Below are 15335 nucleotides of genomic sequence, written 5' to 3'. Positions count from 1 at the left end.
ACCTATATAACATAGTTCTGCAAAACAAAATAACTAACGGTTCTCAGTCTCCCAATTAAAATTTATCAAAGAATCGTCCCAGCGGATTCGTTTTTCATCAGGATGATCTCTGTTATAAGATTCCGTTGTAAAGTAAATGATCGTCGCTGGCTTTTGGCCAAGTACACGGTAACCATGCGCGACTCCTTTTGGAATAAGGAGCATAACCGGATTTTCCTCACCCAAATAATACACATCCGTTTCCCCATTGGTGGACGAATCCTCCCTTAGATCATAAAGTACAACTTGTGCATTGCAGGAAGGAAAAAACCATAGATCATCTTGTTTTTCGTGATAATGGAACGCCTTAATAACACCTGGATAGCTCATCGACCATGAGGCCTGACCAAATCTTGCAAATAGTTCAGGTTCATCGTCACGAACAAGTTCTGCAAAAAAGCCGCGATCATCACAATGTTTTGTAAGTCGTTTTAATCTCACTCCTTCAATCATTTATAACTCTCCTTTCGTATATATTCCTGTAAGGCATCTTTCCAATGTCTGGGAGGCTTAACATCCTCTCTCATTAAAGCGTGATGCTCCAAAACCGAATAACGGGGTCGTGGTGCAAGAGCCCCATATTCCTCAGTCGTAATCGGATTGACCAAGTTAGGATTTGCCCCTGCTTCTTTAAAAATCGTTCTTGCAAATGAGAACCATGAGCATTCCCCTGAATTGGATACATGATAAATACCGGTTTTTTTATTTATTAAATGCAGAATCGTTTCAACGAGATCGTTAACATACGTAGGGGAACCTATTTGGTCATTCACGACTTTAATTTCTTTATTCATTTTTGCCAGGTCTAACATGGTTTTTACAAAATTTTTTCCATCATGACCGTACAACCAAGATGTCCGGATAATGGTTCCATTTCTAGATTGAAGAACAAACTGTTCGCCCAGCCATTTGCTTAAGCCGTAGATAGATTGAGGATTTGGCTTTTCCTCCTCAGGATAGGGAGAATGTCTCTGTCCATCAAAAACAAAGTCCGTGCTAATATAGATGATCTTTGCTCCAACCCTGCCTGCGGACATAACTAGATAGCCAGTCCCCAAACTATTTACTTCAAAGGCTTTCATACGTTCCGTTTCGCATTGATCAACTGCAGTAAATGCAGCCGAATGGATAATAAGATCCGGCTTGATTTCCGATATTATTTTTTCGACTTTTTCATTTTCTGCAATGTCTAATTCTTTTCTGCTTAGACTTATGACAGAGTGGGATTCTTTTAATTGCCGGCTTAGTTCTTTTCCCAGTTGACCATTGCCACCGGTAATCATTATTTTCAATTTTCCACCTTCTCTCGTTTGTGCCGTTGTTTATACCAATTGATTGTTTGTTGAACCCCTTCTCTTAGTGGTACAATCGGCTTCCATCCCAGTGTCTTCTTTATTTTGCTTGAATCCACCGCATACCGGCGATCATGCCCTTTTCGGTCTTGAACATGAGCTATTAAACGGGAGTCCTTTCCCATTTGCATCAAGATTGCCATAGCTATTTCCAAGTTTGTCTTTTCTTCAAATCCCCCAATATTGTATATTTCACCAGCTTTCCCTTTTTCAAGAACCATCTGAACAGCCCGGCAATGATCTTTAACAAAAATCCAATCCCGAATATTCAGACCATCCCCATATACAGGAATCTCTTTGTTACTTAGGGCATTCAAAATAATTTTGGGAATAAACTTTTCTCCGTGCTGCCTAGGTCCATAATTATTACTGCAGCGTGTTATGATGACCGGTAGTTGGTGTGTTTGATAATAGGATCTTACAAGTAAATCAGCCGATGCTTTACTTGCAGAGTATGGATTATTCGGGGCAAGAGCAGTTTCTTCAGTAAATGGCGGATCAGTTGGTTTCAGTGAGCCGTACACTTCATCCGTTGAGATTTGAATCATCTTATTTGCCTTTCCTGCTACTACCATTTGTAAAAGATTAAAAGTACCGTAAACATTTGTTTGAATGAATGGCAACGCATCATAAATACTTCTATCTACATGAGATTCTGCGGCAAAGTTAATAATTGCCTCATATTTTTGATCAAAAGCAATCGATAACTCCGTACTATTTGCAATGTCACATTTGATGAATCGATATCGATCTGAATTCTCGAACTCACAAATGTTTTCTATCTTTCCTGCATAGGTGAATGCATCTACATTCGTAATATAATAATTAGAATGTTTTAATAATTGGGAGATGAAATTTGCCCCAATAAATCCTGCCCCGCCTGTCACAAGGAGGTGTTTACTCATCTAGTTTCCTCCTTAAAAGAATTACCGTATACAAATTGATTCGCTCGAAAAAGCGATTTATGGGTTCCGGCATCAATCCACCAGCCTTTCAAAATATCATATTCAAGTTGGCCTTTCCCAATGTATACATTATTAACATCCGTTATTTCTAATTCATCCCGGGATGAGGGCTGTATGCCTTTTATAAAATGAAACACATGATGATCGTACATATAAATTCCCGTTACACAATAGGTTGAAGGCGGATTTTGTGGCTTTTCAATAATAGAAAGGATCGAATTTTTTACCTGATCTATTTTGGGAACACCGTATCTACTCGGGTCTGATACCTCTTTTAGTAATACTCTAGCCCCTTCTTCTTGTTGTTTGTATGCTTTTACATAATTCGTCAATGAATCTTGAAAAATATTATCACCCAGTATGACAATGAACTTTCCACTACCTAGAAAATTTTCGGAATTTTTTAAAGCATCTGCAATCCCTCCCCCCTCATTTTTTTGTATTTTATAATGTATGGACACATTCAATTTTTCACCCTTCCCTAATAATTCAATAAACGAACTCAAATGACGTTTATTCGTAATAATTAAAATATCATGTATATCTGCCTCTCTTAATTTTAGGATTGGCCAATAAATCATTGGATATGGACCTACCGGTAAAAGATGCTTATTCACATAGTTTGTAAATGGTTTCAGACGAGAGCCAGTACCGCCAGCAAGTATAACCCCTTTCACTTGATGAAATCCCACCTTTAAGTTATTTTACCTTTTGCACTTTAGTGATTTCGATTTCCTTTATACTTTATGACTGAAAACCTGTTTTGCAACAGAAAGCAAAATTTTATGGGATTATGTCTATTTTTTAGGGGCGGACATGCATCCCTGATTTGATTGCGACATGGAAAGGCATTTTTGTGCTCCCGTGGTGTATGGTATGTATCCTATAATAAATCATTAGCAAACAGGATTAATAGTCAATCGTTTTTGGCCGCAGCAAAGGATAGTATAATAAATAAGGTCTGAAATGATTTACATATAAAACAGTAAAAAGTTTTAACCGGAACATTTACAAAATTCCGAACACTTCTAACCTATTAATTACCTTCTTTTATCCGTGATAAAATATGAAGAACTACGAAAAAAAACGATCCTAATATACCAAAGTTTGTCCGCTTTTTAAATCAAAAATTAAAATGAACAATTACCATTATATTTGTTATGTTGGCACAATGTGGTCAAATAGAAAGGCAACTCAGCAGTTAATTGCCTTTCTGTAAAATGAGTTGCAAGATACGTTTCACTTGTCTAGTATGCTAGTTGTACAAAATGAAATTCTTTAAAGATATAGTTTGCACCTTTTAATTATCTACATTTTGTTTCCAACCGCTATTTTCCAGAATAGCTCTCATAAACGGTAGAAATTTAACTGAGTATTTATACAATAAAACTTTGTTTGTTTAATATGCGTTTTCAGCTGTATTTATTTCCATATCTCTTTTGTATGACTAACATAAGCACTGCGTGAATTGGATAGGAACAGCCTAATTATTTTCCTTTTTATTAGCTTATTTGCCTAATTAAAGGTTACCCTTGAGGAAAATCCTAAAAAAAACGAAGTTAAAAATCATTTAACACCCTTAAAATCTTGGGAGGGGTGGCCAATAACATATTAAGAAGCAGAAGTTACGCTCCTCCTGCTCATCCTCCTAATAATCCAGTAGTTGGAGGTGTTGGAAGAGTGATAGTTGCAGGGGTGCCCGTTGTTATACAACGGTCCGTTACATCACAAAAATTACCGTGTTCATCTACAAGAAGTGGTCGAACAACAGTAATTGTAGTACGGAGTATAATTTTGAATAAAATACCTGTGACAAGAGCACCTACGAGTGGGCCGGTAACAATTGGCACCCCTGGTTGAACAAATATTCCTTCTACTTGCAGAGGAGTTTCCACTAACGTATCCTCCGGGCAAGCTCCCGGGCAATCAGTTTCCGCCTGAAATGGGATAGTCGTTGTAAGAGGAGCAATTGTTACACCTGGTGTTGTTACTGTTATAGTAATAGTTACAGGAATCAAGCCGATGTTAACGACTTTGTCCTTAATAATTCGAGCATTGGCAGTAATTCCAGCTAAATTTGGTACAACGTTTATTGAAACAATATCAGCAAGGACTAAACCAGCAAACGCAGTAATAGGTAGTGTAAGTTCTGCAACCTTTTGGACATCCTTTGAGCACACAACAGAATTTACTAAAGTACAATTGCTGTTTAATGGTGCAGTTACTCGTACAGGAGCTTGAAATTTACAATTGCAAGCCGAGACGTTACATCCACAAGTCTGACATGTTTTAGGTGCCTGTTTTGTCTGTCTAGGTACGCAAGCATTTGGCATCTTTCTTGGGAAGTTTGTCATTAATTACCCATCCTTTTCATAAATTTATTTTTTTCTTTACTAAATTATTTGAAAAAATATATAGTGTGTGGATAATAGGTTTGTACAATTAAAAAAAAATTTATTTTTATGTAAATGTAGATTATGAAACCAATGTTAAAAATGACATAAGTCGCATTTATGTCATGTAACATCAGCCATAGTAAAATTATCTATTTTTTAACAAAATTAAGTGTTGCTGCAAAATACATGGGCACATTTTAGATAGGCACAATGAAAGGATAAATGCATATCCTGCTGTAGGTTTAAAATATATAACCTATTAAAAAAAAGAGGATGGTATTTATTCATGGAATTAAAATCAGTGAATGGTGGGCAAGAAACTCTTTGCATAAAAGTTAACAAAGTGTATGATTGGGTTACTCGCCAATCAGATGTTCCCCTTATCTCCTTTAATGCCAGCGACTTAGGAACAACTCTATTCTTTGATTGCCCTGAAAATTGTTTATCTCCATCTCCGTGTGGAACTGAACCTTGTGGCACTCTAGGCAATTCCTTTACTGTTGATTGTTTTGTTTCAGATGAGGATGGAAATCCAGTTGACCCACTTGCACCTGGATCGATCCTTTGTACTGAAATTACACAGCCAGAAGGACGCGCAAATGGAACTTTTACTCTACCAACCGGAGAAACTGTAACCTTACAAAAAGTAAAAGTATTAAAAAAAGGCTTTGTTGTTGTTTGCGTTACAAGCCCTCAGGGAATAGTTTGCCAAACTAGACCAATTCCTTTTGCAGTAGCGGAAAAATTCTTCCTTTGTGCACCTCCAGGAACATTCTTACAATGTGAAATTACAGATTTCGAATGTGATGCAAATTTAATTTGCCACCCTTGTCCTACACCTGGAACATTAACGTTCCAACAGCTAGATGTATCAATCAATATGTGCCAAAGTATTCAGATGGAAGCATTAGTAAAACTTGAAATCACCGCAGAATTCTGTGCTCCACGTCCGGAATTACCGTTCGTGTGCCCGGCGCTTACGTTCCCGCCACAATGTCCAACCATATTTCCACCTATGGTGCCATGTCCTACTCCTTAACGGATTAATTTATTATCTAAGATATCTGTTATATGACTAACCAATTGATCTCTACTGTTTTAAATAATTGGATTTCCTGCTGGAATAATTACAACTTCCCCTGCTTCCCGGTTTCCGAGAAATTGTGGGCAAACGGAAATATTGGTGGCAGAAGGCAGAATTTTGCCACCACTTAGCCACCAATAACCATTTCTACTATAATACGTTCGTAATGTGTATTGATGAGAACGTTCAAAAATATTTTCAAGTTTTACGACGTTAAAACGGCTGTTTTTGAACTTAAAATACCCGTTCGTAGAAATGGGCAAACAGACAGGCAGTAAAAACTGATAGCTGCCGCTGGTCAAAACCCATTTTAGAAACCTTATAGTCTTATTCTAAGCATGGAAATGTATAATAACTTGCTTCTGGAATACAAAAAACATCTATCTAGGCTTGAGGATAAGATAGATGCTAAGCAAAAAGTATTGAAGAATATATTATCCAATCTATCCCTGGTATCGGTGAAAAGATTGCAACAACGATCATTTCTAAAATTGGAGAGATTGATCGGTTTAATCACCCTAAGCAACTAGTTGCATTTGCTGGAATTGATCCAAGTATTTTTGAATCAGAAAATTCAAAGGCACGGTAAACCGGATTATCAAAAGAGGTTCCAGTAACCTACGACACGCCTAGTATATGGCCGTTCAATACGACATTCGTGATTATCGCAAAAGAAAACGACAGATGAAATCATCCCTTGTAACAAGAGATTACGAGAGTTTTATGATAATTAACGAGCTCTATAAAGTTTCTGTGATAGCATTTGTGAATATACTCTTACATTGGATTTACGCACTTTTGAAAAGCAAATCGGCCTTCAAAGATCTAGCCTAGTTTAAAAATATATCTAAACAGACTAAAATTTTCCAAATAAAGCCTTGGAAGGTTATTTGGCACGCTTATTTTTACTATATTATGATTTTATTTTTTATTGAAAAATATGACAAACTATTAGCTGATTTGGCTTAATAAGGATCATCAAAAATTACTGAATGTAATGCACGTATTGCATCAACGGCGTGACTGCCCCAGTGTATTTCAAAATTACATTTCCATTCCCAAATGGACTCTAAATATTCTTTGTTTTCGTATAAAATGATCCCTCTTTTAACGTCTATATAAATATCTAATGTGTCGTCAAGTAAACTTGCAACCACAGGTTTCTCTAAGTAGTACGGGTTAAAAACCTCCCAATATTGGTTATATTTCCCAAAACTAATTTGGGGAATAGATATTTCAAAGTCGGGTACTTCATCATTTTTCGGTTCAACTTTAGGAAGATACAGAGCTTTTGAATACAAAGATAAAAGCGAAATAAGGAGGTTTTTCAGTTTATTATTTTCATTATTGAAATTGAAATTTTCAATTATGCTACAATATTGTAATGCCGATAGATAAAATAGTTCTACCTCTGCATTTTTCATTTTATCACCTCATATTTTTATAATATTATTTATATAATTCTACTGTTTTCAAAGAAATATTTTTAAAACTAAACTGCCATTATTTACACAATATTACTTTTCCATCTTATTTAACGTGTCTTATGAAATAAAAATGGGGAATTTCTAACTTCGTTGAAAGATTATATTCAGTATTTTTTAGAGTATTCAATTTATTCGCATACCATCTTCCAAGTATTAATCAACTACTTTTCTCTTAAACATAAAGTCATAAGTTGTTCTTCTTTTCCTCATAGAAAGATCCCCTCGATTGTAGACAGATTAGTATTTCTTCTTTCTGTCTACAATAAGGGGATCATATATAGCTAGGGGATTCATTCATTAGACACTGCTTGTACTTTTATGTTCCATTTTCCCGCACGACAGCGCGATATCAGAAGTGGAAAATAGGATTTTCTCTTAACATCTAGGTAATGAAGTGTTTGCTTAAAAAGGACTTGTTACCAAGGATATTCGCCTTCCTTATTTTTATCTGACTTGGAAAAATATGCAGGATGATAGCTTGGTACAAACCTCATCGTGTTTGCATTTATAAATCCGGCCCCATATGTCGGGTCTTCTATTTGCCAAACACCGTTCAGTTTTATTTCATTCCATGCATGATTTTCTCCGTATACCACTTTTGCTTCGATCCCAATTGCACGATGAAGGGCCGCGCTTAAATCCGCATACCCCGAACATAGGACTACTCGCGTTTGATAGGTTTGTAGGGCCGAATATAATGGTGGATTCGGATCATTTACCAACGGCGCATTGTAAGCGATGTTTTTTGCTACCCACGCAAAAATCGCCCTGGATTTTTCCGTATCTGTCGGCTTTCCATTTGTTATCGAATTGGCAAGTGCTACAAGAGTTGGATTATCACTTTGAACCATCCAACTAGCCAGTAAATACGGATCGCCATCAGTTAAACTATATTCTGCATAGCCTAACACCGTATTCGGATCATTAGCGACCCCGTTGTAATACTCGTCAAGGTTTACAATAACGTCCCCTACTGTATATGTAAGGGGGTAGGCATAATTAACCCTTCCATTGGTAAAAGGAACCTTTATCGTAACCTTCTTGTTGGCACGGGCTTCTTGAATGTATAAAATAACCCCCTCGGCCTTATTGAATTGTCCGTAAGGTGTCGGTTTTCCAGTAACCACTAATTTATTATTGTCAACCGCGACCTGATAAGTTTGGATCTTTTTCGGCAGATATTTTGGATTGGCTGTGGTCGGAATTGACGATGGCTCCTGTGGATTGTTTATCGCCTGATTTTCTGTTTGCTGCTTTGACGGAGCAGGAATACTTTGGGTAGATTGCTCCCCTTTTAATTGTGAATCTTCTATGTTTAAATAATTTTTCATTTCATTAATTGAAGGAATCATATCTTTTTGGGAAAGGTAAAAAAAGGCATACACGCCTAAAAAGAGAAGGATGAGTTTCTTCAAAAATCTACACCTCCGTTTACTATTTTTTATACAGTAAACTATAATAATAAAAATATCAACAATTGATGCTCCTATTTTGTTTCTTCATTATTAATTAGGTCTTTATTATATTCGCAGTACAACAATCATTCTTCTGGGAATCTGTCTTAAAAACTCACAAGTAATCATACTTGCTTCACTACAAAGTAACAAAATTTAGGTATAATCACAACTGTTAAGTTTACTTGTTTGATGGAGTATCTATGTTTGCTGAAAAAAATGGTAAGAAAGATTTATTTGGAAAAAAAGCTCTCGTAATCGGAGGCAGCATTTCTGGTAAGCTTGCCGCCAGAGTCCAATCCGATTTTTTTGAGGAAGTAATCATTGTAGATAAGGGTCAAAAAGGAGAAAAACAGTTTACAAGGACAGGAGTACCTCAAAGCTCGCAAGTTCATGCACTTTTGAAAAGCGGAGAGGAAATTCTAGAAAACCTTTTTCCTGGGATTGTCGATGGACAAATTTCAAAGAGTATTCACCGCCGCTTTAGCAAAATAATCGACATTCCCTAGTGAATTGCATTAACGGAAGACTTTCGCTATCCAAATATATGTGTGTTAAACCTGTGGGTCTATCTTTGTTAATGTGGTAGGTATGTGAAAAAAGTAATTCTAGCTTGTTTCGTTATCCTTTTGTCTATACAAAACTAATCAATGTCCTTCATCTAAAAGCACATCCAATAACGCTATTTGCCCCTGCAATATTAAAAGGGTGTGCTATTTAGGCGAAGAAGTTAAAAAATATGTTTCTCTAGTTATTCGAAATCATTTTAATGATTTTTCCCAGATTTATTAAAATAAACCACTAGATCCTTTAATGCTTGGTGGATTATTATTTTATAAAAACGGTTAACTGAACTGAATTTGCCACTTATGGTAGTAACAAAATTTTTCCCGTACTTTTGCGGCTTTCTAAGAAGGCGTGTGCTTCCGCTCCGTCCTTCAATGAGTACAAAGCCTGTGGATGAACGTTTATTTTTCCTGAAGATATCCATTTAAATAACTCATTAGAACGTTCGATTCTCTCTTCACGACTTGTTAAGACATTCCATAGGTCTCCACCTGTAATCGTTTTTGATGTATCCATAAGCATCCGTGGATTAACTAGAACAGGGTCCCCGCCTGACATTCCAAAGAATACGAGTGTTCCTCTCTTTCGTAACGCTTGAAAGCTCTCTTCTAAAGTAGACCCGACTGATTCATAGACAACATCCACCCCTTTTTCATTCGTTAACTGTAAAACGTTCCTTACCCATGATTCTCCATATAAAAAGACATAGTCGGCTCCAACTGAAAGGGCAGCTGACCTTTTTTCATTTGATGAAGTAAGGCCAATTACGGTGGCACCCATTAATTTGCATATTTGCGTAATTAATTGACCCACTCCACCTGCCACTGCATGGACAAGAACCACATCGCCTTGCATAACCTTGTAACTATCTCTTGTTAAATAATGTGCTGTTAGACCTTGTAGCAATATTGAAGCGGCTAATTTAAATGGAAAGTCAATCGGCAATGGGATGGCTTTTTCTTCTGGTACAGCAACCAATTCTGCATTCGCATATGGAACATCAGCAAATCCGATCCGATCCCCACACTGAACAGTTGTAACTCCATTTCCTCTTTCTCAACGATGCCGGCTCCTTCATAGCCTAAAATATAGGGCGGTAACCCTTCTAGATGATAATTCCCTTTTCGTCTATAAACATCAGCAAAATTCAAGCCAATTGCCTTTGTTCGCACAAGAATATCTTTAGGTCCTAGAACAGGGTCTAGTACATCCCGGTAGGATAACACTTCAGGGCCTCCAAATTTATCAAAACATAATGCTTTCAAATACTATTCCCCCTCATAAGTGATTGTAACGCAAATAAGATCTAAGTGTAAGGAGATGGCTATATATGATGAGAATCCCCTAAAATTAGGCAAGGTTTTAGGATTTGATGGATGGAGAGATCGTTAGCAGGTTAGGAAAAAAGAAAAAACGCCACAAATAAGGCGTTTAAGAAATGAATTATAGTTGTTAAGCGTTGTCAGTCTGATTCATCAAACGTTCTGCATTTGGGTCCATACTGTTTGCTCCATAATCTGGAACATTACTTGCATGTTTTTGATGATACTCCGATCCGGAACCCGGCTTATATTTACCTGCTTGTTTGTTATAGTAATTACTTTTTTGATTCGCCAAAAATTTCACCCCCCTAATTCACTATTAGGGTGCGTAATTAGTTTAAAATTATTCACGTGCTTGCCCACATGTAGTCCTGCTGGAATTACTAGAGGAATCAATCAAACATCACTGCTGGGAAGAACTCTTTTATTTTCAATTCACTTTATGCCTTGACTAATGCGGATAAATCAGCTTCTAATACTTTTTCATCTTTATCATTTTGCATAATATACGCAACCAAAAAGAGGAATTTGTAGTCTAACCGTGATTGCTATTTGTGTACTAGTCGGGGTTCCACTGCTTAATTTGATTCTTTCACCTGTCTTTGCGAAATCACATGCAGCCGGAATTCCATTTGATTTATCAACTCTTATCGTCATTTATACACTTCATATTATTCCGATCTTAGCGCTCGTTCACAATTTCTTCTGGTCAAGGATCCCACTCCAGCAAGCAGGACCTCCAATTGGACCAGAGGAAACAATAATTGAAGAGATTCAATAAAATTTAAGTTCAAAAGGGAAACCTCAAAATGATTAACATAAGTCAACAACCCATGGTCGAAGTAACGGGTGATCTCACTATTCATAAACGATGGAAGGCCTCCAGTTTCAAATAGCCTTGCATGTTCCTATCCTTTAAAATAATCATCATTTTCTTCGTAACAAATCATTCAAAGCAGAATCGAGTGTAGGAAACAAAAATGAAAAACCTTCATTGAGTAAAACTTTAGGAACAACACGTTGTCCCTCAAGAACAAGTGAGCTTTTATTTCCTAATACTAGTTTCAGGACCAAGGCTGGGACGGGGAACCAATGCGGACGATGCAAAACGTAGCCAATCGTCTTGCCGACATCCTTCATCCGTTTTGGAGCTGGTGCAGTAACGTTTACTGGTCCACTCAGTTTATCATTTTCAATTGCAAATGCTATCGCTCGTGCAACATCTATTACATGCACCCAAGATACCCACTGCTCCCCTGAACCGATTTTACCTCCGACAAATAACTTATATGGCATCACCATGAGTGGTAATGCTCCGCTTTCATTTCCTAGAACAACACCAAATCTCATATAGGCAACTCGAATTCCCATTTTTTTCACATTTGACGCCTTTTTTTCCCAATCTCCAACAGTCCTTCCGAGGAAGTCTCCAGCTCTTTCTAATGAGTTTTCTGTATAAATAATATCCAGAGAGGAAGGATATATGCCGATCGCACTAGCATTAATCAATACTGATGGTTTTTCAGGCAGTGCTGCGATGATTCGAATTAGCTCATCCGTTGCAGCCATCCTGCTTTGGTAAATTCTCTGCTGATGTTTTGCGTCCCATCGCCCCTCGTTTATGGATACGCCCGCCAAATTAATGAAGGCATCTGCTTTATCTATTTCCTCTTCTGGTTTGGTTCCTTCTCCAAGCCATTTTATATAGTTTATATTGTGTTTTGATTGTTTTTCCTTCCTGGTTAAGATCAAAATTTCATGACCCATTTTAAGAAGGATGTCCGTTAATTTTTCCCCAATAAATCCCGAACCCCCGGCAATGACTATTTTTATTGTAATTCCTCCCGTCAAGTACTAGTTTAGTACTTTTCCATATAATTTTTTTCCACTCACCATGGCATGAGCATTTTTTTCCATTGTACCATGAAAAAAATGAATTTTACGCGTTTACTGAAATCGGACAAATTAGCGAATTAGAAATGCCGAAACCAGTTTGGTTTCGGCTCTGAATATAAAATTCAATAAATATAAGTTTCTCTAATTGAGCGCTTGCAGTTTTCTGCTTTTTAAAATTTCCAATTGCATAGTCATATATCTATTGAATATTTTTTCATGAATATCAGTTACGGGATACATAGGATGAGGAATCTCTTTCTTTAATGAAGGATCTTGTCGGTGAATTCTGAGATGGTTGTATTTAAATTATGGTCTGCATACCAAGCCTGATTGCGCTCTGAAAATTTCACTTTACTCATAGCTAGTCCATTAGATGCTATACCCTCTTTAATAACTTCACCTACTAATGGATAGTTAATTATGTTGGGTGTAGTAACTTTTACTTTTTTGCCAATTTCCATTTACAATCACTCCTTTACAGTATTTGTAAAACACGATTGTCTAATATCTAGGCTTTTTAAAAAAACGCAACCACTTCTACCTTTGCATGAAAAGTCATTAGTATAAGCGTTTTGGTTTCCAGGATTCTTCCAGATCATTTGGGATCCAATCGGTCGGAGATTAGAGGGCAGAAAATTCCTGTGTTCTCATCGAATAAGCCCCACTCCTTTCACAGCTCTTGCATAGTCCTCTTTTGTATCAATATCAAAAAAGGTATTTTCATCCTCCATTTCAATCAGGATCCCTTTTAAAGCGGAGGATTTTCGGAACAGTTGGCGTGCTCCCTCGTCTCCATTCAACTGCAGCAAAGGAGGTACAAGCTGCTGAAAAAATAAAACGGGCGGTCTTGGCTTGCCTAGGTAACTAGCGGCAATATAGGGGATATCCCCTATTTTGTTTTTCCGATATACCTGTTCACTCAGAAAAATAAGTTCATTGATTCTATCTTCTAAAAGAAAAGGCTGGTCTGCCAATATCACCATCATGCCGTCTGGTTTCCGGTCAAGTGCTGACAGCACACCGCATGTTAGCGAATGTGCCTGGCCTAAACGGGCATCAGGGCATGGAACAAGTGTCCATTTCTCTCGATAAGGGCTTTGAAAAAAGGATGAGTTCATCCATTCAAGGCTATCATCTTGTTTGGTGACGACGATGATATGGTCAAGTGCTGATTCAAGCGCTGCTCGTAATGCTGAACTGCCAATTGTCGTTTTCTTAAATGGAAGGGCCAATTTATTTTCACCCATGCGTCTGCTTTGACCTGCAGCAAGATAAATTCCACATATTCTTATTGAATTCATAAAAAAACCACCTGTTCAAAAACATGAATCCCCACCATACTTCGTCACTCCTCTCTTTCAGAAACGGATACTATTCTTTATCTCCTATTCATAATCCCTGCACCAGCAAATTAGTTTCGTTAAGTAAAGATTTTTCTAGAAACTATTGGAATAATCATAAAAAAACTTTTCATCGACCATTTTTGATTGGTTCATAAACTAAAAATCAATGCAGTAAGTTTAGGTTTAAATGAATTTCTGTTGTTTTCTGAATTTTGAATCCATTATAGTAATCATATTATGAGAAACTGCCCTTTATGTCAGATTGACTCACAGGTTATTTACTTTTCGTAATTTATTTATCTTTTTTTCAATCAATAAGAATGTTAAAATCATATTATGATTACAAAACGAAATAAGAAGCTAAGGAGATGAAGCAATCAATGGCATCAAATTACACCATTCCAAACCTAGATATAGATGAAATGGATAAGAAAATATTATCAATCTTACATGAAAACAGTAGAATTTCTTATACAGATATTAGCAAACAATTAGATTTATCTCGGGTTGCCATTCAAACACGGATTAACAGCCTGATTGAGCAAGGTGTTATTGAAAAATTTACAACTGTTATTAATCCAGCAAAAATTGGTATTCATGTATCAGCTTTTTTTAATGTAGAAGTTGTACCCCAATTTTTGAATCAAGTTGCAGAAAAACTAGCAAATGATCCAGCTGTTACCAGTTTGTATCATATGACAGGACCAAGCAAGCTGCATATGCACGGCATTTTTTCAAACAACCAGGAGATGGAAAACTTTTTGACAGAAAAGCTTTACCCGCTTGAGGGCGTTGTAAGCGTTGATTGTCAACTATTAATGAAGCGTTATAAAAGCAGGATGGGAATGAAATTATAAGCGATAGTTTAGGAGGGAAAAAGTTTGAGTACTTTATATAAAGAACTTATTATTGGTATGGTTCGAACAGGTATACTGGGCTTTGGAGGAGGTCCGTCTGTTATCCCCTTAATTCGGCACGAGGCGGTAAACCGTTTTCATTGGGTTGAAGACGATGAGTTTGGAGAGACACTAGCGATTGCAAACGCCTTGCCTGGTCCGATTGCTCCTAAAATGGCCGCCTATTTAGGATACAAAGTAAAAGGAACATTGGGTGCCATTGTTAGTGTATTGGCACATATATTACCCACATGTATAGCTATGGTATTTCTTTTGACAGTAATTAATGTCCTAAGTTTTTCAAGCACAGTGGCTGGAATGATCCATGCTGTAATGCCTGTTATTGCGGTAATGCTTGGCTTAATGGCCTATGAATTTGCAGAAAAGGCTGTAAAAGGATTAGGTAAATTACTAGGATGCTTGTTTTTTATACTTGCTTTTGTTTTACTTCAAGTTGTGCCCATTCATCCAGCAATCGTGATTATCATCTTCCTTGCATATGGGACTTACCACTTTAAACTTAAGAATCGAATT

Annotated in this window: 17 protein-coding genes and 2 pseudogenes; 6 read left to right on the top strand and 13 right to left on the bottom strand. The window is 36.9% G+C overall.

What is annotated here, in order from left to right; genetic code table 11:
- Window positions 1-33: 33 nt before the first annotated feature.
- From JN080_RS24930 to JN080_RS24910, 5 genes are all read right to left on the bottom strand, one after another.
- The gene (locus JN080_RS24930) at window positions 34-492 is read right to left on the bottom strand and encodes a dTDP-4-dehydrorhamnose 3,5-epimerase family protein (protein WP_256238664.1); all 459 of its coding nucleotides are present in this window, start codon (window positions 490-492) and stop codon (window positions 34-36) included.
- Window positions 489-1322: a dTDP-4-dehydrorhamnose reductase gene (gene rfbD / locus JN080_RS24925; RefSeq protein WP_256238681.1), complete on the bottom strand. Its 834-nt coding sequence runs from the start codon at window positions 1320-1322 to the stop codon at window positions 489-491. Before rfbD ends, JN080_RS24930 begins: the two co-directional genes overlap by 4 nt.
- A gap of 5 nt (window positions 1323-1327) precedes the next feature.
- Window positions 1328-2296 (bottom strand): dTDP-glucose 4,6-dehydratase, encoded by a 969-nt coding sequence (rfbB, locus tag JN080_RS24920; protein ID WP_256238663.1) that lies wholly within the window; start codon window positions 2294-2296, stop codon window positions 1328-1330.
- A complete protein-coding gene (locus tag JN080_RS24915; RefSeq protein WP_256238662.1) occupies window positions 2293-3033 on the bottom strand; it encodes a sugar phosphate nucleotidyltransferase in 741 nt (246 codons plus the stop codon). The genes rfbB and JN080_RS24915 overlap by 4 nt, the downstream gene beginning before the upstream one ends.
- 963 nt (window positions 3034-3996) lie before the next feature.
- Complete coding sequence (locus JN080_RS24910; protein ID WP_256238661.1) at window positions 3997-4710, bottom strand: hypothetical protein; 714 nt, start codon at window positions 4708-4710, stop codon at window positions 3997-3999.
- A gap of 328 nt (window positions 4711-5038) precedes the next feature.
- On the opposite strand from JN080_RS24910, the gene JN080_RS24905 reads away from it, so the two are divergent.
- Window positions 5039-5791: a BMQ_0737 family morphogenetic spore coat protein gene (locus tag JN080_RS24905; protein WP_256238660.1), complete on the top strand. Its 753-nt coding sequence runs from the start codon at window positions 5039-5041 to the stop codon at window positions 5789-5791.
- A 59-nt stretch (window positions 5792-5850) separates the two neighbouring features.
- Here JN080_RS24905 and JN080_RS24900 read toward each other — a convergent pair whose 3' ends face one another.
- Window positions 5851-6138, bottom strand: coding sequence for a hypothetical protein (locus JN080_RS24900; RefSeq protein WP_256238682.1), 288 nt, complete (start codon window positions 6136-6138; stop codon window positions 5851-5853).
- Window positions 6139-6159: 21 nt separating this feature from the next.
- Between JN080_RS24900 and JN080_RS24895 the strand changes: the two are divergent.
- Window positions 6160-6670 (top strand): annotated as a pseudogene (locus JN080_RS24895) (transposase); the annotation flags it as partial.
- Window positions 6671-6801: 131 nt separating this feature from the next.
- On the opposite strand, the gene JN080_RS24890 reads toward JN080_RS24895, so the two are convergent.
- Window positions 6802-7260, bottom strand: a complete 459-nt coding sequence (locus JN080_RS24890) for a DUF5063 domain-containing protein (RefSeq protein ID WP_256238659.1) — start codon at window positions 7258-7260, stop codon at window positions 6802-6804.
- 479 nt (window positions 7261-7739) lie between these two features.
- Window positions 7740-8738: a transglutaminase domain-containing protein gene (locus JN080_RS24885; RefSeq protein WP_256238658.1), complete on the bottom strand. Its 999-nt coding sequence runs from the start codon at window positions 8736-8738 to the stop codon at window positions 7740-7742.
- Window positions 8739-8980: 242 nt separating this feature from the next.
- Here JN080_RS24885 and JN080_RS24880 point away from each other — a divergent pair, with 242 nt between their 5' ends.
- The gene (locus JN080_RS24880) at window positions 8981-9286 is read left to right on the top strand and encodes a hypothetical protein (RefSeq protein ID WP_256238657.1); all 306 of its coding nucleotides are present in this window, start codon (window positions 8981-8983) and stop codon (window positions 9284-9286) included.
- A 358-nt stretch (window positions 9287-9644) separates the two neighbouring features.
- Here JN080_RS24880 and JN080_RS24875 read toward each other — a convergent pair.
- Both JN080_RS24875 and JN080_RS24870 read right to left on the bottom strand, forming a co-directional pair.
- Window positions 9645-10609: pseudogene (locus JN080_RS24875) on the bottom strand (quinone oxidoreductase family protein).
- 187 nt (window positions 10610-10796) lie between these two features.
- Entirely contained in the window at window positions 10797-10961 is a 165-nt protein-coding gene (locus JN080_RS24870) for a hypothetical protein (protein WP_256238656.1), read from the bottom strand.
- 246 nt (window positions 10962-11207) lie between these two features.
- Here JN080_RS24870 and JN080_RS24865 point away from each other — a divergent pair, with 246 nt between their 5' ends.
- Window positions 11208-11447 carry a hypothetical protein gene (locus tag JN080_RS24865; RefSeq protein ID WP_256238655.1) on the top strand — a complete coding sequence of 80 codons (240 nt, stop codon included), beginning with the start codon at window positions 11208-11210 and terminating at the stop codon, window positions 11445-11447.
- A 146-nt stretch (window positions 11448-11593) separates the two neighbouring features.
- Here the strand turns inward: JN080_RS24865 and JN080_RS24860 are convergent, their stop codons facing one another.
- The 3 genes from JN080_RS24860 to JN080_RS24850 all read right to left on the bottom strand — a co-directional run bounded on the left by JN080_RS24860 (window position 11594) and on the right by JN080_RS24850 (window position 13863).
- The gene (locus JN080_RS24860) at window positions 11594-12499 is read right to left on the bottom strand and encodes a TIGR01777 family oxidoreductase (RefSeq protein WP_256238680.1); all 906 of its coding nucleotides are present in this window, start codon (window positions 12497-12499) and stop codon (window positions 11594-11596) included.
- Window positions 12500-12822: 323 nt separating this feature from the next.
- Window positions 12823-13023 carry a hypothetical protein gene (locus JN080_RS24855; RefSeq protein WP_256238654.1) on the bottom strand — a complete coding sequence of 67 codons (201 nt, stop codon included), beginning with the start codon at window positions 13021-13023 and terminating at the stop codon, window positions 12823-12825.
- A gap of 186 nt (window positions 13024-13209) precedes the next feature.
- A complete protein-coding gene (locus JN080_RS24850; RefSeq protein ID WP_256238653.1) occupies window positions 13210-13863 on the bottom strand; it encodes an NTP transferase domain-containing protein in 654 nt (217 codons plus the stop codon).
- A gap of 422 nt (window positions 13864-14285) precedes the next feature.
- Between JN080_RS24850 and chrS the strand changes: the two genes are divergently transcribed.
- Together chrS and chrB are read left to right on the top strand one after the other, a co-directional pair.
- Window positions 14286-14762, top strand: coding sequence for a chromate efflux transcriptional regulator ChrS (gene chrS / locus JN080_RS24845; RefSeq protein ID WP_256238652.1), 477 nt, complete (start codon window positions 14286-14288; stop codon window positions 14760-14762).
- Window positions 14763-14786: 24 nt separating this feature from the next.
- The coding region (chrB, locus tag JN080_RS24840) for a chromate efflux transporter ChrB (RefSeq protein WP_375141765.1) at window positions 14787-15335 on the top strand (549 nt) is incomplete at its 3' end.

It is taken from the genome of Bacillus sp. EB600, from assembly GCF_024494385.1.
Classification (GTDB): Bacteria; Bacillota; Bacilli; order Bacillales; family Cytobacillaceae; genus JAEVLT01.
The sequence above is the reverse complement of the archived record's forward strand: the minus strand, read 5'-3'. Positions and strand labels throughout refer to the sequence as shown.